General features: G+C 43.7%; 23 protein-coding genes. 8 read left to right on the plus strand and 15 right to left on the minus strand.

Annotated elements, in window-relative coordinates; translation table 11 throughout:
• The 3 genes from V7K21_RS18645 to V7K21_RS18655 form a co-directional block, all read right to left on the minus strand.
• The coding region (locus V7K21_RS18645) for a tetratricopeptide repeat protein (RefSeq protein ID WP_335176710.1) at window positions 1–2665 on the minus strand (2665 nt) is incomplete at its 3' end.
• 165 nt (window positions 2666–2830) lie between these two features.
• Window positions 2831–3238, minus strand: a complete 408-nt coding sequence (locus V7K21_RS18650; protein ID WP_335176711.1) for a hypothetical protein — start codon at window positions 3236–3238, stop codon at window positions 2831–2833.
• A 661-nt stretch (window positions 3239–3899) separates the two neighbouring features.
• Window positions 3900–4244 carry a hypothetical protein gene (locus V7K21_RS18655; protein WP_334745911.1) on the minus strand — a complete coding sequence of 115 codons (345 nt, stop codon included), beginning with the start codon at window positions 4242–4244 and terminating at the stop codon, window positions 3900–3902.
• 35 nt (window positions 4245–4279) lie between these two features.
• Between V7K21_RS18655 and V7K21_RS18660 the strand changes: the two genes are divergently transcribed.
• From V7K21_RS18660 to V7K21_RS18670, 3 genes are all read left to right on the plus strand, one after another.
• Window positions 4280–4465, plus strand: a complete 186-nt coding sequence (locus V7K21_RS18660; protein WP_322736366.1) for a hypothetical protein — start codon at window positions 4280–4282, stop codon at window positions 4463–4465.
• Window positions 4466–4676: 211 nt separating this feature from the next.
• Window positions 4677–4871: a hypothetical protein gene (locus tag V7K21_RS18665; protein ID WP_335176714.1), complete on the plus strand. Its 195-nt coding sequence runs from the start codon at window positions 4677–4679 to the stop codon at window positions 4869–4871.
• 268 nt (window positions 4872–5139) lie between these two features.
• A complete protein-coding gene (locus V7K21_RS18670; RefSeq protein WP_335176716.1) occupies window positions 5140–8166 on the plus strand; it encodes an SMC family ATPase in 3027 nt (1008 codons plus the stop codon).
• Here V7K21_RS18670 and V7K21_RS18675 read toward each other — a convergent pair.
• Entirely contained in the window at window positions 8163–9590 is a 1428-nt protein-coding gene (locus V7K21_RS18675) for a peptidoglycan-binding protein (protein WP_335176718.1), read from the minus strand. The two genes, V7K21_RS18670 and V7K21_RS18675, sit on opposite strands and share 4 nt — an antisense overlap.
• 266 nt (window positions 9591–9856) lie before the next feature.
• Between V7K21_RS18675 and V7K21_RS18680 the strand changes: the two genes are divergently transcribed.
• Complete coding sequence (locus V7K21_RS18680; RefSeq protein WP_335176720.1) at window positions 9857–11623, plus strand: MHYT domain-containing protein; 1767 nt, start codon at window positions 9857–9859, stop codon at window positions 11621–11623.
• A gap of 79 nt (window positions 11624–11702) precedes the next feature.
• On the opposite strand, the gene V7K21_RS18685 is transcribed toward V7K21_RS18680, so the two are convergent.
• The 3 genes from V7K21_RS18685 to V7K21_RS18695 are packed head-to-tail and all read right to left on the minus strand — an operon-like array spanning window position 11703 to window position 13970.
• Window positions 11703–12203: an SH3 domain-containing protein gene (locus V7K21_RS18685; RefSeq protein WP_335176722.1), complete on the minus strand. Its 501-nt coding sequence runs from the start codon at window positions 12201–12203 to the stop codon at window positions 11703–11705.
• A gap of 24 nt (window positions 12204–12227) precedes the next feature.
• Entirely contained in the window at window positions 12228–12407 is a 180-nt protein-coding gene (locus V7K21_RS18690) for a hypothetical protein (RefSeq protein ID WP_335176724.1), read from the minus strand.
• A 51-nt stretch (window positions 12408–12458) separates the two neighbouring features.
• On the minus strand, window positions 12459–13970 hold the full coding sequence (locus V7K21_RS18695) for an AAA family ATPase (protein ID WP_335176726.1): 1512 nt from the start codon (window positions 13968–13970) through the stop codon (window positions 12459–12461).
• Between the two features lie 338 nt (window positions 13971–14308).
• Here V7K21_RS18695 and V7K21_RS30810 point away from each other — a divergent pair, with 338 nt between their 5' ends.
• Window positions 14309–14428 (plus strand): HNH endonuclease, encoded by a 120-nt coding sequence (locus tag V7K21_RS30810; RefSeq protein WP_442948901.1) that lies wholly within the window; start codon window positions 14309–14311, stop codon window positions 14426–14428.
• A gap of 291 nt (window positions 14429–14719) precedes the next feature.
• Here the strand turns inward: V7K21_RS30810 and V7K21_RS18700 are convergent, their stop codons facing one another.
• The 8 genes from V7K21_RS18700 to V7K21_RS18735 form a co-directional block, all read right to left on the minus strand.
• Window positions 14720–15235, minus strand: coding sequence for a YceD family protein (locus V7K21_RS18700; protein ID WP_335176728.1), 516 nt, complete (start codon window positions 15233–15235; stop codon window positions 14720–14722).
• A 408-nt stretch (window positions 15236–15643) separates the two neighbouring features.
• The gene (locus V7K21_RS18705; protein WP_335176730.1) at window positions 15644–16171 is read right to left on the minus strand and encodes a Jag family protein; all 528 of its coding nucleotides are present in this window, start codon (window positions 16169–16171) and stop codon (window positions 15644–15646) included.
• A complete protein-coding gene (gene yidC / locus V7K21_RS18710) occupies window positions 16168–17319 on the minus strand; it encodes a membrane protein insertase YidC (RefSeq protein WP_335176732.1) in 1152 nt (383 codons plus the stop codon). Before yidC ends, V7K21_RS18705 begins: the two co-directional genes overlap by 4 nt.
• Window positions 17320–17380: 61 nt before the next feature.
• The gene (locus tag V7K21_RS18715; RefSeq protein ID WP_335176734.1) at window positions 17381–17614 is read right to left on the minus strand and encodes a hypothetical protein; all 234 of its coding nucleotides are present in this window, start codon (window positions 17612–17614) and stop codon (window positions 17381–17383) included.
• Window positions 17615–17731: 117 nt separating this feature from the next.
• The gene (locus V7K21_RS18720) at window positions 17732–18124 is read right to left on the minus strand and encodes a PH domain-containing protein (protein ID WP_335176736.1); all 393 of its coding nucleotides are present in this window, start codon (window positions 18122–18124) and stop codon (window positions 17732–17734) included.
• Window positions 18111–18533 (minus strand): ribonuclease P protein component, encoded by a 423-nt coding sequence (gene rnpA / locus V7K21_RS18725; protein WP_335176738.1) that lies wholly within the window; start codon window positions 18531–18533, stop codon window positions 18111–18113. The genes V7K21_RS18720 and rnpA overlap by 14 nt, the downstream gene beginning before the upstream one ends.
• A gap of 25 nt (window positions 18534–18558) precedes the next feature.
• Window positions 18559–18693 (minus strand): 50S ribosomal protein L34, encoded by a 135-nt coding sequence (gene rpmH / locus V7K21_RS18730; RefSeq protein ID WP_094327629.1) that lies wholly within the window; start codon window positions 18691–18693, stop codon window positions 18559–18561.
• A gap of 207 nt (window positions 18694–18900) precedes the next feature.
• Window positions 18901–19413 (minus strand): DUF2808 domain-containing protein, encoded by a 513-nt coding sequence (locus tag V7K21_RS18735; protein ID WP_298909306.1) that lies wholly within the window; start codon window positions 19411–19413, stop codon window positions 18901–18903.
• A gap of 761 nt (window positions 19414–20174) precedes the next feature.
• Between V7K21_RS18735 and V7K21_RS18740 the strand changes: the two genes are divergently transcribed.
• Genes V7K21_RS18740 through V7K21_RS18750 form a run of 3 tightly spaced genes read left to right on the plus strand, consistent with a single transcriptional unit; the run spans window position 20175 to window position 23070 of the window.
• Window positions 20175–21341, plus strand: a complete 1167-nt coding sequence (locus V7K21_RS18740; protein WP_335176739.1) for a Re/Si-specific NAD(P)(+) transhydrogenase subunit alpha — start codon at window positions 20175–20177, stop codon at window positions 21339–21341.
• Window positions 21342–21373: 32 nt separating this feature from the next.
• A complete protein-coding gene (locus V7K21_RS18745) occupies window positions 21374–21667 on the plus strand; it encodes an NAD(P) transhydrogenase subunit alpha (protein WP_273766159.1) in 294 nt (97 codons plus the stop codon).
• The gene (locus V7K21_RS18750) at window positions 21664–23070 is read left to right on the plus strand and encodes an NAD(P)(+) transhydrogenase (Re/Si-specific) subunit beta (protein ID WP_335176740.1); all 1407 of its coding nucleotides are present in this window, start codon (window positions 21664–21666) and stop codon (window positions 23068–23070) included. Before V7K21_RS18745 ends, V7K21_RS18750 begins: the two co-directional genes overlap by 4 nt.
• The last annotated feature ends 146 nt before the right edge of the window (window positions 23071–23216 follow it).

Raw genomic sequence — 23216 nt, forward strand, 5'->3', positions numbered from 1 at the left:
TGTCCCTTGTGATTTCCAAAGACTCCTGCAACAACTCAATCGCCCGTTGGTACTGTCCCAGGGAGTTGTAAGCATTGCCCAAACCGATTAAGGAAATACCTTCGCCATTGCGATCGCCTATGTCCCTTGTGATTTCCAAAGACTCCTGCAACAACTCAATCGCCCGTTGGTACTGTCCCAGGGAGTTGTAAGCATTGCCCAAACCGATTAAGGAATTACCTTCGCCATTGCGATCGCCTATCTCCCTAGATATTTCCAAAGACTGCTGGTGGAACTCAATCCCCCGTTGGTACTGTCCCAGAGAGTAGTAAGCGTTGCCCAAATTGCCTAAGGAAATACCTTCGCCATTGCGATCGCCTATCTCCCTAGATATTTCCAAAGACTGCTGGTGGAAGTCAATCGCCCGTTGGTACTGTCCCAGGGAGTAGTAAACGTTGCCCAAACCGATTAAGGAATTACCTTTGCCATTGCGATCGCCTATCTCCTTAGATATTTCCAAAGACTGCTGGTGGAACTCAATCGCCCGTTGGTACTGTCCCAGGGAACCGTAAGCAATGCCCAAATTGCCCAAGGAATTACTTTCGCCATTGCAATCGCCTATCTCCCTAAATATTTCCAAAGACTGCTGCAAGAACTCAATCGCCCGTTGGTACTGTCCCAGGGAGTTGTAAGCATTGCCCAAATTCATTAAGGAATTACCTTCGCCATTGCGATCGCCTATCTCCCTAGATATTTCCAAAGATTGCTGCAAGAACTCAATCGCCCGTTGGTACTGTCCCAGAGAGTTGTAAGCATTGCCCAAATTCATTAAGGATAAGCCTTCGCCATTGCGATCGCCTATGTCCCTTGTGATTTCCAAAGACTCCTGCAACAACTCAATCGCCCGTTGGTACTGTCCCAGAGAGTTGTAAGCATTGCCCAAACCGATTAAGGAATTACCTTCGCCATTGCGATCGCCTATCTCCCTTCTGATATCCAAAGACTGCTGGTAGTACTTAATCGCCCGTTGGTACTGTCCCAGGAAGTAGTAAGCATTGCCTAATAAAATGAGAGCAGCCTGATAATTCCAGTTTTCTTTAGCGCCAATTTCTTCCCATTTACTTACCCATTGCCCATATAATTCTACTTGGTCTGCATAATAACCCCGCAAGGTTAAAAAATCATTGCAAATCCCAATACTATCAAAGGCAGAGTTATAATCTTGTAACTGATAAAAGTGATCAAAGATTTCCAAGTATTCTTTAACATCATCTTTTGTTTTCCAAGGCGGTTGTTTAGCAATTGAGCGATAATAATCTATGGCTTTTTGATGCGCCTCACTCTGATCGCCAGCCTGATACCGCACATCCTCCAAAATCACGGGCTGAAAATCAAATCGCCGCTTACCATTGAGTTTGTCCACCAACAAAGAACGCTTAACCAGATTCCTCAATTCTCTCTCAATCTCTGATGCTGAACTTCCCGGCAACATAGCCACTGCTGCTGCACTGTCAACCGCACCACGATAAACACTAATATTCAGCAATAACGCCTTTTGTAACTCATTCAACCGATTAAAACTGGCATCCAACACCAACACCATCCCCACATTTTCCCGGTGATGGATACCTACCACTTGGGAATCTGTCAAGAATTGCCGCAAATTCCCTAAGCCTAAATCTGCTAACCTACTTAAGTCCGGGTCTTGTGAATATTCTGCCTTTAATAAGTCTGCTAACAATCTCAACAGTAGAGGATGCCCATCTACTAATTCCACAAACTGCGTTAAATCTCCCCGAATGCCTAATACAGTTAACAGTGCTACCCCTTCATCTACTTGCAAACCTTTCAGGGGTAGCCACTCAAAGCCTTTTAATTCTGGTCTTTCCCTGGTGGTGACTATTACCTTACTATTACCGCCATGTTCTATCCATGCTTGGAAAAAGTCGCCGTAAAATAGACTTCTCCACTGTCTATCAGGTTGTAATAAACTCTCCAGGTTGTCAATAATCAGTAAAAATTGCCCAGAACGTAAACATCTAACTAGCGCCTCTACTAACTGCGCTTCTTGTTCTGGAACCCGAAAGCCAAATTCACTGAGGACTTGGCGGGCTAAATCGCTAAAACCTGCCCCATTACTGACATCAGCCCAAAATTGCTTGGGGAAACCCTCAATTTCTTCGTAAATTTTAGCAGCTAGGATCGATTTACCTGTGCCACCGATGCCTTCTATACCAATTAAAAAAGTATTTTCATCAGTTAACCATTGCTGTATTTGGGCGATTTCTGCTGTTCTTCCTTGCCAGTAAGCCAAACTTTTACCGGGATTCCCTGCTTTGAGAACCCCCGGCGATTCTGGTGGAGAGATTTGTTGCAATCGCTCTAGTATTGGTTCTATTCGCTCAACAATAATCTTGACTTCGGCGGCATTTATCTGTCCTACCTGAGTCACCTTGCTGTCACCGGAAGCAGTGACATTCATTTCGATGTTGTTTGAGTTACTAGGGTTGGGTTTTTCTACCATTGCTGATAGCAGGTAAAAATTTTGCTTGATATTGTGGCTGTGAACTCGGCAGTTGGTGTTCAGAACTCGGCCGTTCGTGTTCGGAACTCGGAAGTTCGTGTTCGGAACTCGGAAGTTCGTGTTCGGAACTCGGCAGTTGGTGTTCAGAACTCGGTCGTTCATGTTCGGAACTCGGTCGTTCGTGTTCGGAACTCGGCCGTTTGTGTTCGCAACTCGGAAGTTCGTGTTTGCAACTCGGCCTTTCATGTTCAGAACTCGGAAGTTCGTACTCAGAACTCGAAACATCAAAATTTGTAGGGTGGGCAGTACTTTATCCACCCTACTCAATTAAAAACTTACTTGGTTTGCGTCAATCTTCCCAACTTGGTTCACCCTACTTTGGTCGTAAGCATTAGCACTGACCTGAATATTGTCTCCGGGTTTGTCAGTCGATGTTTGCAAAATCTTAGCTATTTCCTCTGCAAGTGCTGTATCCGCTTCTAAAATCTTCTTGAGTTGCACTCGCAAACTTGCTTGTAAATCTTCATCTTCTGGCTTTTGCGCCACATCCGTTGCTGCTTCTTTCGCTGCTTCCTTAGCCTCTACTTTGGGATGTAACTTAGCCCAAATAGCTTTGGCTTTATTCCAAACATCCTCACCTACTTTTTTAGATGCCCCTTCTACAGCTTTATTACCTACATTCAACAGATATGGCAGACAGGGAGCGAGAAATTTAACGAGTAGAGCTATATCCATTGGTTTATGATGTCTATCTCAGAAATGTACATACATTTTTACTAAGTATATTAACGCTTTTTCCCCTATCACCTTGATTCTTTTACCTTGAGGCAAAATTTAGCCCAATCATCTCAATACTGCGTAAATTTTGAAGATTTGTAGCGACTGTTTTAAAAGTCAAGTGTAGGCGTAGCCCGTTGTAGACATCACTTTGTTTGTGGAGATTTATGAAAGCGTAAGCACCTGTGTACTTGATCGCGGTGCGACAATGTTTGAAGTACTCCCAATACGGTTCGGTTAGTGATATTTTGCCCTGGATATCCCCCCAACCCCCCTTAAAAAGGCTTGCTCATAATCCTCATCCTCTTTTACCCCCTTTTTAAGGGGGTCGCCGCAGGCGGGGGGATCTTAACCGAACCGTATTGGAAGTACCTCAAAACGACTTTGAAGTACCTCAACACGACTTTGAAGTATCTCAAAACGACTTTGAAGTATCTCAAAACGACTTTGAAGTACCTCAACACGACTTTGAAGTACCTCAACACGACTTTGAAGTACCTCAAAACGACTTTGAAGTACCTCAAAACGACTTTGAAGTATCTGTTGCTTATAGAACCCATTTGAGATCTATACAGGAGGGCAATCGAATTTGGCTGAACTACGAGCTAAGTTACAAATTTTATAGATTGATCGTCAGGATTTTTTTCTTGCTTTTTTTGTCGCTCAACACGACTGTATTGTAGGGTAATGTATCCGTTCCCAGCGGAATTGGCAGCTTAAAACTGGGGCTTTTATGATCGAGTTCGCCTAAATCAATGCTTTTCGTTATATCGCCATCTGTTGCCAGATAAGCGGTAAGTTCGCCTTTATAATCTTCAATTAAAAAGTCTCTAAAGAAAACGACTGCCCCACCCTCAGGATCTATACCAAGGATGACCGTACCGCTGAAAGTTGCGCCTTTTCGTTCTTCATCAACCGTTGCCACTGTGATTTCCGAGGGGTCTTGACCGGACTTATCTGCCATAAACTTTTTCCTAGGCGAATTCTCAACAATTGAAAATGATTTTACAAGAGCGCTATGGGCGATCGCAAAACTCTCAGGACGTATTTTTGCATCGGTCTTGCAAATGTATAGCCAAGTTACTTCTGGTTATACGCCTAATTGGAAGATTGAGTAGGGATGATTCGGGGCTGAAAGCGATCACGAAGCGTTGCTGCAAAGCAGATCGCATCGCAGAAACCTGATAGAGGGGAGACGTTGAGAAGTTTCCGGATAACTTGATCCGACCTTGCCTCGGCAGTAGAGTGCCCTTATCTGTGAACTGACAGGTTTATGGAGTCCAAGGATATATAGCAGTCCTAAATCATTCGTGAGAATTTGAGATCGTTTTAACCCCCCTGTAGTCTCCCCGATGAAGAAGGGGGGACGGCTCAGACACAGACATTGAGATCAAAAGTGCGATGCCTGCTCTGGGCTACGCCATCGCCTGATATCATCTGTTGGGTTGAGGCAATGCGTTACCCAACATTTTGTATGGTTTGTTGGGTTACCCTGCGGGATCTTGCTACGTTCCTCAAACGCCACTTGCTTCAAGTCGGCAGAGCCGCCCAACGCACTGGCTCCCCAACCTACACCAAAGTGATTCTTTAGGCAAAACCTACGCAGTATTGCCACTCTTCTATGAATGTTTTTCTCTCAGATAAGAGGCAGAAATAACAAGAAACCTCCACATAAGTTTTATTTTTCTCCAAAGACAGCAAAACTTTTTCATGCAACAAGAAAAATTTGCTCATCCTATTGTTAAATTTTGTAAAATTGATGTCTTCAAGACTAGAAACCTGATATCTAGATAGCTAAACTAACAAACAGTGCATCTGTACTGTTATTTATTAAAAGTAGATGTGGCGCTATAGCGTGAATGATCCCAGTACAACTTATCCTCAAAAACTTTCTTAGTTACCGTGATGCAACTTTAGATTTTGGCGGTTTGCATACGGCTTGTATTTCGGGTTCCAATGGTGCGGGTAAATCTTCACTTTTGGAAGCAATCACTTGGGCAATTTGGGGTGAAAGCCGTGCCAATGTTGAAGATGATGTCATCTATTCTGGCGCAAAAGAAGTTCGGGTTGATTTTACTTTCCAAAGCAACCAGCAAAAATATCGGGTGATTCGTACCCGAATTCGGGGAGGTACTAGCGTTCTGGAATTTCAAATTGAAATACCAACTGGGTTTCGCTCACTCACTGGCAAAGGTGTAAGAGCAACCCAAGATTTGATTTTAGAACACATCAAGCTTGATTATGATACATTTATTAATTCTGCATACTTACGTCAAGGGCGTGCAGATGAGTTCATGCTCAAGCGCCCGACAGAACGCAAAGAAATTTTAGCAGAGTTGTTGAAACTCAATCAGTACGATGATTTGGAAGAACGGGCAAAGGAATCTTCTCGTCAGTTCAAAGCACAGGCAGTAGAGCTAGAGCGTTCTTTGGAGTCGATAAAAATTCAGCTGCAACAGCGCCAGACAACCGAAGCGCAAAGAGTGGAGTTAGAAGCCGAACTAAACCAACTGCAACAGGTGCAAGCTTTTGATAATATTCAATTACAAAGTTTGCAAGTTGTCCAGCACCAGCGCCAAAATTGGGAACAACAACTCAGTTTTGTGAAGCAGCAATACCAAAATCTTACCCAAGATTGCGATCGCCTCCAACAAGAACAATCAGCTATTGGCTCTCAGCTATCAGATTTAGAAAAAATATTACATCAAGAAGCTGAGATTAAAGCTGGATACGCCCAATATCAAAGTCTCCAATCTCAAGAAGAAGCCTTTGCTACCAAATTTGAAGAATATACCCGCGCTGGGCAGACTCGCCAACAAAAGCAACAACAGCTTACCAAACAAATTCACGAAATCGAACGGCAACTGCAACAGGCCCAAGCCCAAATTGAAGCTTTGCAGCAACAAGAGCGAGAAATTCAGCAAACTCTGACTAAATCAGGTGAAGTAGAAGCTGCTTTGTCACAACTAACCGCAGCCCGTCACCATATTGCTCGCTTAGATCAACTGCAAATGCAAGTTACTCCCTTGTTACAACAACGAGCAACTTTACAAAGCCAACTTGATCGCACCCATGCTGGTTTAGTAGCGCGACTCGAACAACTGCAAAGTACTGAGAACCAATTGCAACGCCAGCACCGCCGCCAACCGCAACTGCAACAAGCGGTGATGGATGTGGCAATCCAAATTGAGGAATTGGAGAAAAAGCGGGTTTATCTGCAACGAGTGCAGGAAAAAGGGCAAGAAAGGCGGCATTTTATCGAACGTCTGCAAGCTCATCAACGCGACTATGAAAAAATGCTGGGAGAATTAGAGCAGAAATTGCAAATGCTCCAAAATCCTGAAGCACTTTGTCCATTATGTGAGCGTCCTTTAGACGAACATCACTGGAGTCGGGTGGTGGAAAAAACCCAGGCTGAGATAGAGGATACTCAAGGGCAGTTTTGGGTAGTTCGGGAACAAATGGCTGTGTCTGACAGAGAAATTCAGGTACTGAGGCAGGAATATCGAGAAATTTCCCAACAATTGGCGGGTTACGATGGGTTACGCGAACAACGGGGGCAGTTGGCAGCACAGTTGGAAGCTACAACTGATGTCCAACAACAGTTACAACAAATTGCTGCTGAAAAACAACATTTAGAGCGATCGCTCCAAGCTGGTGATTATGCTCCCGATAAACAAGCCGAACTCCGGCAGCTAGATCAATATCTGCAACAAGTTAATTATAATGAACAAGACCACGCCCTTGCCCGGAGCGAAGTTGAGCGGTGGCGATGGGCAGAAATTAAACTCCAGCAGATTAAAGATGCGACTAAGCGACAAGCGCAACTATTAGCCAGAAAACCAGAATTAGAATCTCAAATTGCTCAATTACAAGCCAGAATCCAGCAGGATCAGACTGATTCTGAATGTGCTAAACAAATCGCGGCTCTTGAACGTCACATTACCGAAATTGGCTACAGTTCCGAGCAGCACAACAATCTGCGTCTAGCTGTCCGCCAAGCTCAATCTTGGCATTTGCGCTATCAACAACTGCTATCAGCCCAGCAGCAGTATCCCCAACTCCAGACGAGATTGCAAGAGTTAGAGGAATCCAGAAACGCCAGAGTAACGGAGTGGCAAAAACTCGGCGGACAAATCGAAAGCATTATCCAGCAACTACAAGCAACAGCTAATCCATCTATCCAAATTCAAGCTTTAGAGCAGCAGTTAGCAATACGTAGACGGCAACTCGATGAGCAAATAGCCAAGTTGGGGCGTTTAGAACAGTTGGCGCACCAATTGGAAACACTGCAAATTCAGTATGAACAACAACAGCAGCAACTACAATCTTGCAAGCAGGAATATCGTGTTTATCAGGAACTAGCGCAAGCTTTTGGTAAAAATGGCATCCAAACACTGATGATTGAGAATGTGTTACCGCAACTGGAAGCCGAAACAAATCAATTACTTTCGCGGCTAAGTGGAAATCAGTTTCATGTACAATTTATTACTCAAAAAGCTGGACGCAGTGCTAAATCAACCAAGAAAAATGCCAAGTTGATAGACACTTTGGATATTTTAATCGCCGATTCTAGAGGAACGCGAGCTTATGAAACTTACTCTGGTGGAGAAGCCTTTAGAATTAACTTTGCCATCCGTTTGGCTTTGGCGAAATTATTAGCGCAACGGGCGGGGGCGGCGTTACAATTGTTGATTGTGGATGAAGGTTTTGGTACACAGGATGCTGAAGGATGCGATCGCTTGATTGCAGCGATTAATGCGATCGCCTCTGATTTTGCCTGTATCCTCACTGTCACCCATATGCCCCACCTCAAAGAAGCTTTCCAAGCTAGGATTGAAGTTAATAAAACTCAGCAAGGTTCGCAGTTGAGTTTGTCAATTTAATTGTATTTTACCCGTGCATCCAGACCATAGGAGCGGAGCTTTTTTGATAACGTTTCTGCTTGTGCGCGATCGCTAAATGCCCCAGCATTCACATAATCCCCTAAATTGGATTGCTCCGCGACAGCACTGGGTATATAGTGTCGCACTTTACTCAAAGTATCATCATTGGAAATTGGCACTATTACTCTGTAAGGATTATTAGCAACTAATGTGTTGCCATTAGTCTCAGGTACTACATAGCCATTAGTAGGAGGTAATGCATAGCCATTAGTCTCAGTTAATACATAACCATTAGTCTCAGCAGAATTGCCCACAGTTGAGCTATTCAACCCTAATGCTTGCCAAGTTTGCCAATCTACATTTCCAGTAGAATTAAGTCGAGAAGATTGCTGGAATGCAATCACAGATTGTCTGGTGTAATCGTTGAAAATGCCATCAGAATTGGTATTAGAGAAACCCATCTGCAACAAACGCTCTTGAACTAATCTGACATTATCTCCTTGATCGCCTACAGTCAGATAATTTCTGCCTGGTTGTTGAGTAGTATATCCACCTGTGGAGGTTCTACGCACTGACTCCAAGACTTGGGCATTGGCAATACCATTAACAGGTAGGCGATAATTTCGCTGGTATTGAATGACAGCTTTTCTAGTAATTGGGCCAATATTTCCAGTGGGATTAGTCTTAAAATAACCTAGCTGCCGCAAACGCACTTGTAGTTCTCTCACTTGTTGAGTAGAGAAACTTGATCTGGTTGGAGTCGGAGAGTAACCCAGCAGTGTGTTCCAAGTTTGTCGATTTACAATCCCGTTAGCAGCTATGCGATAATTTCGCTGGAATCTAATTACAGCATCTCTGGTCATTGGGCCAAAATTCCCATTGGGATTAGCATTCAAATAGCCTAACTGTCGTAGACGCTGTTGCAACCTTGTCACGGCTGCACCACTTTTGCCTTGAGAGAGAACAGGATATTGATCACTTGGCGAGCGCAATGTGCCACTGGTATTCCTACTATAAGTTCTACTCTGACATGCTCGTTGCAAGGCTCGTTGAGTATTAGTACCCACAACCCCATTAGCAGGTATTCTATTGGCTTGCTGAAATTTGATCACAGCATTCTGAGTCAAACTAGCAAACTTGCCACTCACCGGGCCGTTAAAGTAGCCTAACTTTTTTAAACACCTCTGGCTATTGCTAACTTCAGCCCCATTACTTCCTATTTTCTGAAGTGCTAAAGCTTGCCCAGCTATACTCACAAGCCCCGTAACCAGTGCCACAGACAAAAGACGTATCACCGCACCGCTATATAAATTTTTCCAATTCAAAAATTTGAAATTAGCTACGGTAGAAACAACCTTGATGCTTTCGGATGCCTCAGTATATGAGGCAAGCTTGGTTAAATAGCTATCTACCCCTGTTTTCACTTGCTTTTTTCAAGTTATAGATACAGAGGATTCTACCACTTTATCTCTACTGTATTTTTTTAGTATTATTATTTACATAAAAATTCCCCAACTTATATGATACACAAGTTTATGTAGGGGGAATAATAAACAATGTAAAGCTTTGGAGGCTTGTTTTCTATTTGCCTGACAAAATTTTTGCTATACCCATTTGGGTTTAGAGAATGAGCAACGCAGACAAATAGTGGGTCTAGTCTTCCATTGAATTGCGGATAATATTCAACCTAATGCTCCACGGGATCTACGATATTCGTTTAACTTTATTCTCCGTTGCCATTGCCATACTTACGGCTTACACCACACTTGATCTAGCTATAAGAGTCACAGACGCTAAATCGCAGTCAAGGTGGCGGTGGCTGCTAGGGGGAGCGATCGCTATGGGAATCGGCATTTGGGCAATGCATTTTATTGCTATGCTGGCGTTCAGTCTGCCGATTCCGATTGACTATGACTGGTTAACAGTTTTGATTTCGGTGCTACCTGCAATTTTCGCCTCTGGATTAGCCCTGTACTTAGTTAGCCAGCCAGAATTTGGTATTTTGCGGTTGTTGAGTGGTAGCATCCTGATGGGCACAGGGATTAGTGCAATGCACTACACGGGTATGGCTGCTATTCGTTTACCAGCCAAAATGTCCTATGACTTGAGTGTGGTTGCACTTTCGATTGCGATCGCCATTCTCGTCTCACTGGTTGCTCTCTGGCTGGGGTTTAACCTCAGAGCTAATAGTACAGTAACAGGACGCATTTTGAGGATTGGCAGTGCAATTATTATGGGTGCTGCCATTCCCTCAATGCATTACACAGGGATGATGGCTACCCATTTTTCAGTCGTCGAATTGGTCGATTTTTCAGCAGTTGATAGCGCTGCAACCAATTGGATGGCTGCGATTATTGGCTTATTCACATTACTCCTTCTAGGATGGACGCTGATCACATCTTTTTTCAACGAACAATTAAGTGTTCAACTAGTCAAAACAGCTGATTTTAAAGAAAACGAAGAACGTCTCAAACAAGCCTTACAAAACCAAGAAGCGTTAGCTGCTCTAGCTAAGTCTCGGTCTGAAGAATTAGAGACAGCCATGTTGGCACTTCAGAAAGCTCAATTGCAATTTCTTCAAGCAGAAAAAATGTCGTCTTTAGGACAAATAGTAGCGGGAGTTGCTCATGAAATTAACAATCCTGCTAACTTCATTTATGGAAACCTTTTTCATACGGGAATTTATCTGCGGGAACTCTTAGAATTAATCAACACTTATCAGCAACATTATCCGGAACCAGAGCTTGCGGTTCAAGCGAAATTAGAGTCTATTGATTTACCATTCTTGCTAGAAGATTTACCTAAACTACTCAACTCAATGCAAGCCGGAGCAGAACGTATTAAGCATATTGTGGAATCCCTGCGTAACTTCTCTCGTCTAGACGAGGCACAATTGAAAGCTGTGGACATCCATGAAGGACTTAATTCGACACTGCTTATTCTTCAGAATCGTATTAGTTATCCGCCTAACAATCGTCCAGAAATTATTGTCATTAAAGAATATGGTAATTTACCCTTAGTAAATTGCTATCCTGGACAGTTAAACCAAGTATTTTTCAACATTCTTGCAAATGCTATTGATGTGTTAGAAGAGAAGGTGAGTAACTTAAAATCAAAGTCCAGTTTTAAACCTTTAATTCGGATTAAAACAACCATTAATCAAGTCGGTTGGATCAACATTCAAATTTTCGACAATGGAACTGGCATTAGTGAAGACGTACAAAATAAAATCTATGATCCCTTTTTCACAACTAAACCAGTTGGACAAGGAACTGGATTAGGATTATCAATTAGCTATCAGATTGTCGTTCAAACACATGGTGGTAGGCTCAACTGTCTTTCTACCAAGGGGCAAGGAACTACTTTTCAAATTGAGCTTCCAATTGATACATTGATAGATACTTCCTGTTTTTTGGGAAAGCAATCTCAACTAATTCCAGATGAAGATATTGAGTAGATGCATCTTATTTTTAGTCTTGTTTTCCTGTTTGTGATAAATGTTGTATTTATTCCATTTGCTCTAATTTTTTAGGCTATTATTGATCAACTTTTTCAGTATTACCTGCTTTTACCCAACCTTCTTGTTCGCTACCTTCCAAACGGATTTTTTGCCAGGATTTGTCCTCGCTTTCTGACAAAATAATAATTTTTTGATTAAAACCAACCCCACCAATTTTTTCGGCTTCTTGATTTGGTTGCGATCGCAAACTCAAGCCTTCAGCCCAACTAACACGCCCTCGGTAAGCTCCCGATGGCAATGGTTTTGGTGACGGGGTAGCCTTTGATGATTCTGTGGGAGTGGAGGTTGGAGACGATTGAGCCTGATTTCCAGATTTAAGGCTGGGTTTACCTCCTCCAGGCTCAGTTGCTTTTGGAGCTTGGGCTTTCACCGAGGGGCTATCATTAGAAAAAACGGGTTTGGCAGGAGGTATGCCGGTGCGATTCACGAAATAGAATGCAATTGCAACACCGCCACCTACTAGCACAGCGATCGCTAAGAAAAACCCAAGTAGAAATTTTGTTACGCTAGACAACATAGTTAAAACCCTGATTATTAAGAGTCAAGTGGCGTTCAAGGGAAGCCAGCCATGTGCGTATTTCCCCCGTTGAGGAGCCACCTCTGTGGGGAGGAAGTTTGCTCCATTGAGGGGAGTGGCGTTGAACTGGCTTTCAAGGGTTACGAGTAGAGAAGCAATGTAACCTATCCATACAAGAATCAATAGTCCATAATAATTGATCATTAACTATTGACTATGATCTTTTGACTAAATTGTAGCTACTGCTGAATGCGTTCACGTAGTGCGCCGGAGGCGTTCGCTCAAAGGACTGTGTTTAGATGCTAAACGCGCTCTCCCAGCAGCAGCCCATTCTTGGAGTTGCTGAATTTGCTCTACGGCAGTTCGCGCCAAGGGTATGATCTGACTGGCTGCTTCTAAAATGTCGTCAGTAGCAAAGTCGCGATTTTGGCTAAATCCAATATGCATCGCTTCAATTAAAGTTTGCTCAATCTCTGCCCCAGAAAAATCGGGCGTTTCATATGCTAGCCTGTCGATGTCATAACTTTTTAAGTTATGGGGGCGCAATCGGGATAAATGAACATCATAAATTGCTTTTCTCTCTTCTTGAGTGGGCAATCCCACAAAGAAAATTTCATCAAATCGCCCCTTACGGAGCATTTCCGGCGGTAGGGCTTGGATGTCGTTGGCGGTGGCGACAACAAAAACGGGTGAGGTTTTTTCGGCTAGCCAGGTGATAAAAGTCCCAAACACACGGCTGGCTGTTCCTGCATCACCTTTGCTACCAAGTCCGGCAAAGGCTTTATCTATTTCATCAATCCACAAAATACAGGGAGCTAAGGCTTCAGCTACTTGGATCATTTGCCGAGTCCGAGATTCTGATTCACCTACCAAACCACCAAATAACCTTCCCACATCCAGACGTAGCAAGGGTAAATGCCAGTGATGAGCGATCGCTTTTGCCGTTAACGATTTACCAGTTCCCTGAATACCCACCAACATTAAACCACGGGGGTGCGGTAATCCGTACTGTCGTGCTCGATCAGTAAATGAACCTCCCCGGCGGATCAGCCAGTCTTTCAAGTTATCCAGTCCGCCAATATCAGAAATTTGCTCAGTGGCGGGGTAGAAGTCCAGGATTTGGGTTTGACGGATAGTTTGGCGCTTTTCTTCCAAAACTAGATCTACGTCTTCTGGTTGCAATTCACCGTGGGTAGCGATCGCTTTTGCCAAGACCCGGCGAATCCGTTCCATTGAAAGTCCTTGACAAGAGCGCACCAAGTCATCTAGAACTTTGCCAGAAAGGGAGTTCCTAGTACTTTGCAGCAAGCGATCTACCTCAGTTTTAATTTCTGGGGCGGCGGGTAAGGGAAACTCGACGACTGTCAGCACTTCGGTTAAATCGTCAGGAATGGCGATGCGCGGCGACAGTAGGACAATATTTTTTGGTTGCGACTTCAGGAGTCTGGACAGGTTGCGGAGTTTGCGGGCGATCGCTACATCATCTAAAAAGCGATGATAGTCTCGTAAAATCAAAACTGCTGGCGCAGAAGCTGGTAATTTTTCGATAAATTCCAAAGCTTGCAACGGGTTACGCCGCCCAAACCCAACATCATTGGGGTTTCCCTGGTAACCATCGACAAAATCCCAAGTATACACTGGGCGATTACCCTGGTTGGTTGCTTCTTCCCGGATCGCTGCTTCTACCCGCTCCTCTTCATAGGTGGGAATATAAATCAAAGGGTAGCGGGCGCGTAGCAGCAGTTTAAACTCTTCACGGAAGTTCATATCTAGCTGTGGTTATTAGTTCTTCTCTCATTGTTCAGGTTTGTATCACCTCTAACAACTAAAAAATTAACATCTACCAGTTCACAGCGGTTGCTAGTGCGATCGCTCTATGTAAGATATTCCTTAAGGGTGAGCGAGCGCTCTTTTGTGGTGAGTATAGTTGAATCACCTGTCAGGATAATCAGGTGCTTAAAACTATTCCATTTGTTCACTTTTTTATAGACTATTGCCAGAAAATTATTAAAATTTGGATGTAAACATTGTTTCTCATCGGCAAATTAAGACTAGTTTCGCTAAAATTTCTAAATATTGACTATTTTAAGAATTTAGCAAAATATATGTCTAAATGTTACATTTGCGAATGCGAAATTAGTCCAGACAATACTTACAAAGAACATATAATACTCAATTCAATAGGAGGCAGGCTTAAATCATCATCTTTTTCAGAATTCCATTAGTTGCCTATTTAACGTCATAAATGATAAGCAATTTTATGAAAGTTTCAGTAAACAAGTTGAAAATGTTATAGAAAACTTCTTCAAATATATGCCACAAAATACAGTTTTTACTAAAGAAATGGCATCAGAATTAGCTATAGAGTGTACTGATAAAGTTGCTGCTTTGCTGCACAAAAAAGGATTTTTTAATCAAGAATAGAGTTTATCAGGTGCGTTAGGTACTCTAGGCAATTCATACTTACAAATAGATAATTAATTGCGCCGTAATACAGCAAACGGCGCATTTAATATTTATCCCGGAAGTTGCTTTTTTAATGCTTTCAGAGAAGCCCAACGGTGATCAACTGGAGTTTCAGGACTATCAGAACTATCAGCAGTAATTGCAGGAATACCTGGACAATTGCGATCGCATAACTGGCGCTGGGGTATTGCCAAGCACATCTGCTCATACAGCCATTCGTTGGGATAAAAATAACCATCGGGTGGTAGGGTTTCAAGCAAATCTTCCATGATCACTTCCCGTTCTAAAGGCAAGTCATTTGGCTGATTTGCAGTTTCGTCTAACCAGATGATTTCTTTCGTATCAAGCCCTAAACGTCGATTGTATTGCTGCAAACAGCGGTTGCAGGTACAAGTAATAATTGTTTCTGCCTGACCGGACACTTCCAAGTAATTGCCATGATGCTGCACGCGCACATGACCGCGAACTGGTGTCAACGTTTCCAGACCAGGCAGAAATTCCTGAACCTGAACTTCCTCTGTCCGCTCCGATGCTCTAGTTAGCTGCGGAATATAAATTGCGTCCATAGGATTTGTGAGATATCCTCACGAAAATTAATGGTGATTATCAGCAATTATACTGATGGTACATCTTTATTTTAGCTTTTAGGAACAAGAGAAATTTAGAAATTATATAGTTATGAGCTTTCAATTAACTCCTAACTTTGCCAATTTCGGATTTTAGATTTTCCCTTCAATCCCTTCGGGTTGGTGCAGTCACTCATGGGGAGCCACTGCGGTGGACGGGTTAAGAGGCATAAAGCAAGTGGCGTGAAAACCCCCAGACACTTAAGGACTCGCTCTAAGCGTTCGCGCAGCCTCTCGTAGAGAAGCCATGCCACAGGCGCAGCGCTATGCGCTAAAGCGTCTCCCCTTAGGAGAAGACCGCGCTGCTTCACCAAAATCCAAAATTCAAAATCTAAAATTGAACAACTCCTAACCCCTAACTTCTTCCAACGAAGCTGGACGGACAACCAGATGACGATGCGGCTCTTTACCGCGACTAAAGGTTTCCAAATCTCCAAATTCCTTCAAGAAGGTATGGATTTGACGCCTTTCAGCAGAACTAAGGGATTTAATTTCCACTTCTCTACCAGAAAAGCGCACTTCATCGGCTGCTGCTTCTGCTAATGCGCGAATTTCTGCTTCTCTTTTGACCCGGTAGCCATTTAACTCAATGGTGTAAGAGGCTTGTTCCTCTTGGGGTTGGCTTAAGTTAAGAACCGAATTTGCTAGATACTGAATCGCATCTAGTACAGAACCATCGGCACCAATTAATACCTGGATTTGTTCTGTCGTCAAATTAGTTTTGTCAATTGTCAACCAGTAGTTATCTGGTTCTGGGGAATCGTCGTCAAGAGATTGGGTAGTTTCTAAATGACCCTGAATCTGTGCAGGTATTCCAGTGAGTTCCAGCAGGGTTTTTAACCACTGCTGACCTCGCTGCATCGGAATGTTGCTCATGATCCGCCTGTCGCCTTTTTCTTAGAACTTTTCCGTTCAAATGGCAATGCCTTTTGTTCGCTGACTGCTGCTTCCTTCTCTTGAGTTTCTACGATTTTTTGCAGTTCTTCTGATAGAGGTTCGCGGGAAAGAAGATAAGTTTGTGCGGTTTGGAAAATATTACCAATCACCATATACATCAGCACCCCAGCTGGTAGGGGAAAGAACAAAAACATCCCAGAAAAGATGACTGGGGTGATTTTGTTAACTGTATCCTGCTGCGGATTGCCACCGCTGGAATTTTGCCCAGAAAGCATTTGGCTAACATAAAGGCTGATTCCAAAGAAGACGATCATGGCGACAATATCCCAGTGGATTGTGCCATCTGGATCAGTTGCACCAACCCTGCCTAAAGCATCAATGAATAAAAAGCCTTTTTCTGCTGCTAGTCCAGGAATTGTTCCTTGAATGGTGACCTCTCCGGGCTGCAAGGCTTCTACATTGCCCTGGGTATCAATTTTTATCCGATCTTCACCTTTGGTGACTTTCCAATCAGGAATCAGCTTATTTTCTGGGTGTTCTGCTAAGAGTACCTGAAATGGTTTGCCCTGAATAGTCTGATATTGGATCTTAGTTTGTTCTCCTACTGTTAGTTTGTTACCACTAGGAAGAATTGCAGCTACTTTAACGTGTTCCCCATCTGCAACGTAAATATTTTGAGCAGCAGTGGCAAAGGCTTGCGGTTGAATTTGTTCGATTTGTTCTGCAGGAAAGATTTGCAGGTTAACGCTGTAGTTCGCACTTGCAAAAGGCGAACCTCGCAAAGTGGCAAACAGCGCTAATAAGACCGGCATTTGCACTAGTAATGGAAAACAGCCTGCTAAGGGGTTGCCAAATTCTTTTTGGACATTGACCATTTCCTCCTGCTGCTTTTGCGGTTCATCCTTATAGCGCTCTTTTATTGCTGCCATCCGCTTCTGCATCAGAGGTTGTACAATCCGCATCTTCCGCATGTTGCGAATTGAGCCAGCACTCAGGGGATAGAGCGCGAAGCGGACTATCAATGTCAAAGCAACGATCGCTAATCCGTAGCTAGGCACAATACCATAGAAAAAATCTATGATTGGCAGCATCACGTTGTTCGAGAGAAAGCCGATACCAAAATCCATTATTCTGAATTCAACCTGAGGTACTGTAAACTGACTGAATCTAATTTATCTAAATCATCATTTATCGGCGACTATCCTTGACTACGGATAGCCGCACATTTAAATGAGGCATGGGGGAGCCACTGCGGTCTTCTCCCATTTGTGAGAGGCTAGCACCTGCCGTAGGATGCCTGAAGGGCTGTAGGGGTCTCCCCAAGTGGATGAGCCAGCCGTGTGGTGAGGCAGTCCGGTCTTGGGGGTTTCCCCCAGGAGGAGCTGCCGAAAGGGTATCCCGACTTGAGCGGACTGGCGTCAAGTGGCGTCATGGGGCATGGTGTATGGTTCTTCTCTCTCATTTTTTCTGCTTCTTGGCAGTTGCTACAACGCGGGGAACCCGCGCAACCCACTGCCTCCCCTGCTTGCCCTAATCCCATCACTTATTGGCAGTGCTGCTATATTCGGGATTTTTCGCAGCTATTCTTTCATTGATATAGTCATAGACTTCCCGAAATTTGGGAATTGCACGCAATTCTAGACGACTCCCATTTCTTAGGGTTAGCACCATATCTCCCCATAAGCCAATGCCACGGGGGATTGTGACGACTTTGACAATTTCTGAGTAAATTATGTCAGTGCGATCACGCCCCTGCCAACCTCCCGTCACGGTAATTCGGCGATCGGTGATGCGGAAACGCAGCCACAATGCCCTGACAATTGCCCCAACTGTTAATGGTATGCCAACGATAGTTAACCCTATCAGCAGGTTGATAATCAAATCCCCAATATGGGGTCCACCTTCATAATAAACATCTTCACGAATTCCCATCGAACACCTCGGCTTGTGCCAACAACTGCTCTAATTCTTGCAGAAATTGTGGGCTTACGCACTTAGATTCTGCTGCTGTGGGTTTGACAATGACCACTAGCCGCCATCCTGGTGATAATTTGGGCAGCAAGTTGTGCAAAGCAGCAGTAATTTGCCGTTTAATTCGGTTGCGAACCACTGCCCTTTTGCTGACTTTTGTACTAATGGAAATGCCAATTCGCGTGGTGGCAAGATGTGCTGAGTCAGTTGCTTGTGTAGTCTGGGTGGCAGTGGCCAAAGAAGGTTTTGTTAAACACAACGGCTTTAAGGCTCTCAATGTTAAATAAAAGCCATGACGCCGAATCCCTTCCCGGAAAACTGCCTGGAAATCCTTGCGAGATTTTAGCCGATTTGCTTTGGGCAAAGCCACAGATGCTCTTTTAGCTGAATATGGCCTAAACGCTCAAACGGTGACGTCCCTTTCTTCTCCTGGCACTAATCACGTTTCTGCCATCTGGTGTCCGCATTCTGGCGCGAAAACCAGAGGTTCTTTTTCTCTTGCGGCTTGTACCGCCTAGTGTTCTTTTCATACTGTTCTCCTTTTAGGTGATTTTTATAAAAAACTCACAATCTCTAATTATATCACTTTATTAGGGAATTAGGGATTAGGCAATTCAATTTTGGATTGACGATAGCGAGTAAGATGCTCTTGGAACTCTCCTCTTCGCTATCGAGCGTCTTTCTTTTAGATTAAATTTCAATCTAAAATCTAAAATTCTTACTCCCCACTCCCAAGCTTAATTGATGCTCAAAATCCATGTTCCCATGTAGCGTAGTAGTGGTACATCACCAGGGGAGAGCACTTGACAGTTAAAATAGTAAACTCCGCCGAAGGCTGGGTTTTTCACGTTAGATAAGACTACCTCAACTGCGCTACCTGCTGGCACTGGGTCTTGAGGAAAAATATTAATCAGCTTACCTTCTTTGTCCCACTTTACCTCAGAAAGCGGAACTGCTTTGCCTTTGACTCGGACTTCAATTTCTTTCTGGTCAAAAGTTCCTTTGTAATAATCAGGGTAGGTAATGGCAAATTGACCAACTGCCAATTTCATTCTTTTGGCTGGAATCCTCAATATGTATCGATCCCAACCATTAGCTTGTCCACCAAAATCTAACCTAAAGGGCAATTGATTTTCGGCTTTGACGCCGCTAAACAGCGTAAATCCAGGTAAACTTTGTGCCCAAGTCAGGGCTGGAAATCCAGTCACTAAACAGCTAGTCACGGCTAAAGCGGAAAGTAAACGTCGCATAATTAGGCTTCCTCTACCAAAATATAAATCTGTTATCTAAATAACCGTGTGTTAGTACTCGTTACTAAAGTTTACTACTCACTTCCTGACAATTGACGTTCAGTAACAACAAAAAGTGCCATCCTCCCTGAGGTTTGGGTGGCAGAGAAATTACTTAGTTAAAAAGTTAACATATAATTAATTTACTTTATTACCCTTACAGAGTGCTGATTTGATGACTAGGTTGGTCAAATTTTGAACTAAATAGAAACACAGTTGGGATTGGATTGTGTTTCCAAATATGTATAAGTGTATCTAAATTTGATAATTTTGTGATAAAAATTGAGGCATACCATCAGCGATCGCCAGTTAACTTGGGCTAAATTGATTAAAATGAGTTTGAATCAAAGTCGTAATCATTAAAATTTGATTTGGAAATTATAAAGCTTTCAAAATTGGGTCAATATTACTCTATAAGAAAGGAATACCAAAATTTATCAATCCCGAAAATAAGCTGAAGATAAAGATGCAAAATTTGGGAATCAATCTAGGATGTGCAATACGTAACCCTGTTTGCAACTATCTGAAAATATGACATCTGCAAGCGGCAAAGTCATGCTTTGCCTGGATAGCTAAGAGTGGGAGAGGAAAGTTTCAAGGTTCAATCTACAAGTAAAAGTCATAGCTGATGTTCCTGCCTAAGTACTATAGAGTGCGGGATATCCCTCATCTAGACAATCGCTTACTTCGCAAAGATTAGGTATTTATCTTCAGGAGATTTCATGAGAATAGCAGTTGCTAAAGAAATTGAAGTTTGTGAACGTCGCGTAGCATTAATTCCTGACACCGTTGCTCGATTGGTAAAACAAGGTTTGGAAGTTTGGGTAGAAACAGGTGCAGGAGAGCGGTCATTTTTCAGCGATTCTGACTATGAAGCCGCAGGAGCCGCAATAATCAGCGATACTGCCAAATTATGGGGCGAAACAGATATTCTGCTGAAAGTCAGCCCCCCGCAAGAGCGAGAAGATGGACGCTCAGAAATTGACTTGTTAAAAGAAGGAGCAGTATTAGTCAGTTTCCTCAATCCTTTGGGAAATCCTGTTGTGGCGCAGCAACTGGCAAATCGGAAAGTCACAGCCTTGAGTATGGAAATGATTCCCCGTACTACCAGGGCGCAAAGTATGGATGCTTTGTCCTCACAAGCTTCATTAGCAGGTTATAAGGCAGTATTAATTGCCGCAGCGGCATTACCGAAATATTTCCCCATGTTAACCACAGCCGCAGGTACGATCGCTCCAGCGAAAGTATTTATTATGGGCGCTGGTGTAGCTGGATTGCAAGCGATCGCCACAGCTAGACGCTTGGGAGCAGTGGTAGAAGCCTTTGATATTCGTCCCGCCGTTAAAGAAGAAGTGCAAAGCTTAGGGGCAAAATTCGTTGAAGTCAAATTAGACGAAGAAACCGTCGCTGCTGGCGGTTACGCCAAGGAAATTTCTGAAGCCAGCAAACAACGTACCCAAGAAGTTGTCGCCGAACACGTCAAAAATTCTGATGTTGTAATTACCACCGCTCAAGTTCCTGGGAGACAAGCACCACGGCTAGTTACAGAAGAAATGGTGGCACAAATGAAACCAGGTTCAGTGATTGTGGATTTAGCTGCTGACCAGGGTGGTAACTGCGCCTGCACTGAACCCGGGAAAGATATTGTGTGGAACGGCGTGACAATTATCGGCCCTATCAATCTCCCATCATCGATGCCAATTCACGCCAGCCAATTGTATGCCAAGAACGTAACTTCGTTGATGCAACTGCTAATTAAAGACAAAGCTTTGCAGGTAGACTTTAGTGACGACATCGTTGATGCAGCTTGCGTTACCCACGCTGGTGAAATTCGCAATCAACGCGTGCGGGATGCACTACAAGCTTTAAGCAGCGTTGGAGCAGGTTAGTAGCCAAATATACCATAAGGAGTTTTGATTTCATGACAGAGGCATTACTTGCTGCTTTATTTGTATTTGTTTTGGCATCTTTTATCGGCTTTGAAGTTATCAACAAAATACCACCGACTCTCCACACGCCCTTAATGTCAGGCTCAAACGCGATTTCTGGCATTTCGGTACTTGGGGCAATAGTGGCTTCAGGTGCTAGGGAAACAAGTGTCTCAGTGATTCTCGGTTTAATTGCTGTGGTATTGGCAACTGTCAACGTTATAGGTGGCTTCCTTGTCACAGATAGAATGCTGCAAATGTTCAAGAAGAAGGAGATTAAGGCGTGAGCGACTTTTTACCAACTGGCATTCAGCTGACGTACTTAGTCGCTGCATCGTTATTCATTCTAGGCTTGAAAAAGCTGGGATCACCTGCTACAGCGAGGAACGGTAATCTCGTTGCCTCTGTAGGGATGCTGCTGGCGATCGCAGCAACAATGCTGGATCAGCATGTGTTGAACTACGAGATGATATTGTTGGGCTTGGCGATTGGCTCAGGAATTGGTGCGATCGTAGCCTACAAAGTCCAAATGACCGAAATGCCCCAAATGGTGGGTTTACTCAACGGCTTGGGCGGTGCAGCTTCGGCTTTAGTAGCTGTTGCCGAATTTTGGCGGTTGTTAGATAGTTCTCAGCCAATACCCTTAGATGTCAACATTTCCATACTTTTGGACGTGTTAATCGGTGGTATTACCTTCACAGGTAGTTTTCTAGCCTTTGCCAAATTGCAAGGTTTAATCAGCGGTTCCCCGATTACATTTCCTTTCCAGCAACCATTTAATCTCTTGCTTCTGGCTGCTTATGTAGTGGGCAGTGTCTATTTAATCATTACACCAGATAGCTTACCTATATTCTTGGGAGTGGTTGGCGTTTCATTGGTGTTGGGCGTGATGTTCGTTATCCCCATTGGTGGCGGCGATATGCCAGTAGTAATCTCGCTGTTGAACTCGTTGTCAGGTGTGGCGGCGGCGGCAGCTGGGTTCGTGGTGATGAACAATATGTTAATCATCGCTGGGGCGTTGGTAGGAGCATCTGGCTTAATCCTCACCGAGATTATGTGTAAGGCGATGAACCGCTCCTTATTTAGTGTGCTGTTCAGCGCTTTTGGTACAGGAGCTACTTCTGGTGGTGGTGCTGCTAGTGGTGGTGCAACTGATCAAACCGTCCGCAGCATCGATCCTGAAGAAGGGGCGATGATGTTGGGTTATGCCCGTTCTGTGGTAATTGTGCCTGGTTATGGGATGGCAGTTGCCCAAGCGCAACATAGCGTCCGGGAATTGTCAGATCAGCTAGAACGGATGGGCGTTGATGTCAAGTATGCCATTCACCCTGTTGCTGGGAGAATGCCGGGGCACATGAATGTGTTGCTGGCAGAGGCAAATGTGCCTTATACCCAGTTGTACGACATGGATGATATTAATCCCCAGTTTGAACAAGCAGATGTAGCTTTAATAATTGGGGCAAATGATGTGGTAAATCCGGCGGCGCGGAGCGATAAAAATAGCCCGATTTATGGTATGCCGATTTTGGAAGTAGATCGGGCAAAGCAGACGATTGTGATTAAGCGCGGGATGAGTACGGGTTTTGCCGGTGTAGAAAATGAGTTGTTCTACAAGGATAAAACTACGATGCTTTTTGGTAGCGCTAAGGATATGGTGGCGAAGTTGGTTTCGGAAGTGAAACAACTTTAAGAGAAACGAACCGCAGAGGCGCAGAGGACGCAAAGGAAGAAAAGAATTAGAGAGTTGCTTGCCTTGGGAGTGTGATGCTTCTGGGGCAAGTTTTTTATAAGCTATTAAGTATTATTTATTACTAAATAATAATAACTAGTCTTGGC

The sequence above is a fragment of the Nostoc sp. genome, assembly GCF_036919595.1.
GTDB lineage: Bacteria > Cyanobacteriota > Cyanobacteriia > Cyanobacteriales > Nostocaceae > Nostoc.

Excerpts from the sequence above, each read along its gene's own strand:
- V7K21_RS18650 (WP_335176711.1), bottom strand. The coding sequence starts at position 3,238 with ATGGATATAGCTCTACTCGTTAAATTTCTCGCTCCCTGTCTGCCATAT.
- V7K21_RS18655 (WP_334745911.1), bottom strand. The coding sequence starts at position 4,244 with ATGGCAGATAAGTCCGGTCAAGACCCCTCGGAAATCACAGTGGCAACG.
- V7K21_RS18660 (WP_322736366.1), top strand. The coding sequence starts at position 4,280 with ATGATTTTACAAGAGCGCTATGGGCGATCGCAAAACTCTCAGGACGTA.
- V7K21_RS18670 (WP_335176716.1), top strand. The coding sequence starts at position 5,140 with ATGATCCCAGTACAACTTATCCTCAAAAACTTTCTTAGTTACCGTGAT.
- V7K21_RS18680 (WP_335176720.1), top strand. The coding sequence starts at position 9,857 with ATGCTCCACGGGATCTACGATATTCGTTTAACTTTATTCTCCGTTGCC.
- V7K21_RS18685 (WP_335176722.1), bottom strand. The coding sequence starts at position 12,203 with ATGTTGTCTAGCGTAACAAAATTTCTACTTGGGTTTTTCTTAGCGATC.
- V7K21_RS18690 (WP_335176724.1), bottom strand. The coding sequence starts at position 12,407 with ATGATCAATTATTATGGACTATTGATTCTTGTATGGATAGGTTACATT.
- V7K21_RS18695 (WP_335176726.1), bottom strand. The coding sequence starts at position 13,970 with ATGAACTTCCGTGAAGAGTTTAAACTGCTGCTACGCGCCCGCTACCCT.
- V7K21_RS30810 (WP_442948901.1), top strand. The coding sequence starts at position 14,309 with ATGTCTAAATGTTACATTTGCGAATGCGAAATTAGTCCAGACAATACT.
- V7K21_RS18700 (WP_335176728.1), bottom strand. The coding sequence starts at position 15,235 with ATGGACGCAATTTATATTCCGCAGCTAACTAGAGCATCGGAGCGGACA.
- V7K21_RS18705 (WP_335176730.1), bottom strand. The coding sequence starts at position 16,171 with ATGAGCAACATTCCGATGCAGCGAGGTCAGCAGTGGTTAAAAACCCTG.
- yidC (WP_335176732.1), bottom strand. The coding sequence starts at position 17,319 with ATGGATTTTGGTATCGGCTTTCTCTCGAACAACGTGATGCTGCCAATC.
- V7K21_RS18720 (WP_335176736.1), bottom strand. The coding sequence starts at position 18,124 with ATGGGAATTCGTGAAGATGTTTATTATGAAGGTGGACCCCATATTGGG.
- rpmH (WP_094327629.1), bottom strand. The coding sequence starts at position 18,693 with ATGAAAAGAACACTAGGCGGTACAAGCCGCAAGAGAAAAAGAACCTCT.
- V7K21_RS18735 (WP_298909306.1), bottom strand. The coding sequence starts at position 19,413 with ATGCGACGTTTACTTTCCGCTTTAGCCGTGACTAGCTGTTTAGTGACT.
- V7K21_RS18740 (WP_335176739.1), top strand. The coding sequence starts at position 20,175 with ATGAGAATAGCAGTTGCTAAAGAAATTGAAGTTTGTGAACGTCGCGTA.
- V7K21_RS18745 (WP_273766159.1), top strand. The coding sequence starts at position 21,374 with ATGACAGAGGCATTACTTGCTGCTTTATTTGTATTTGTTTTGGCATCT.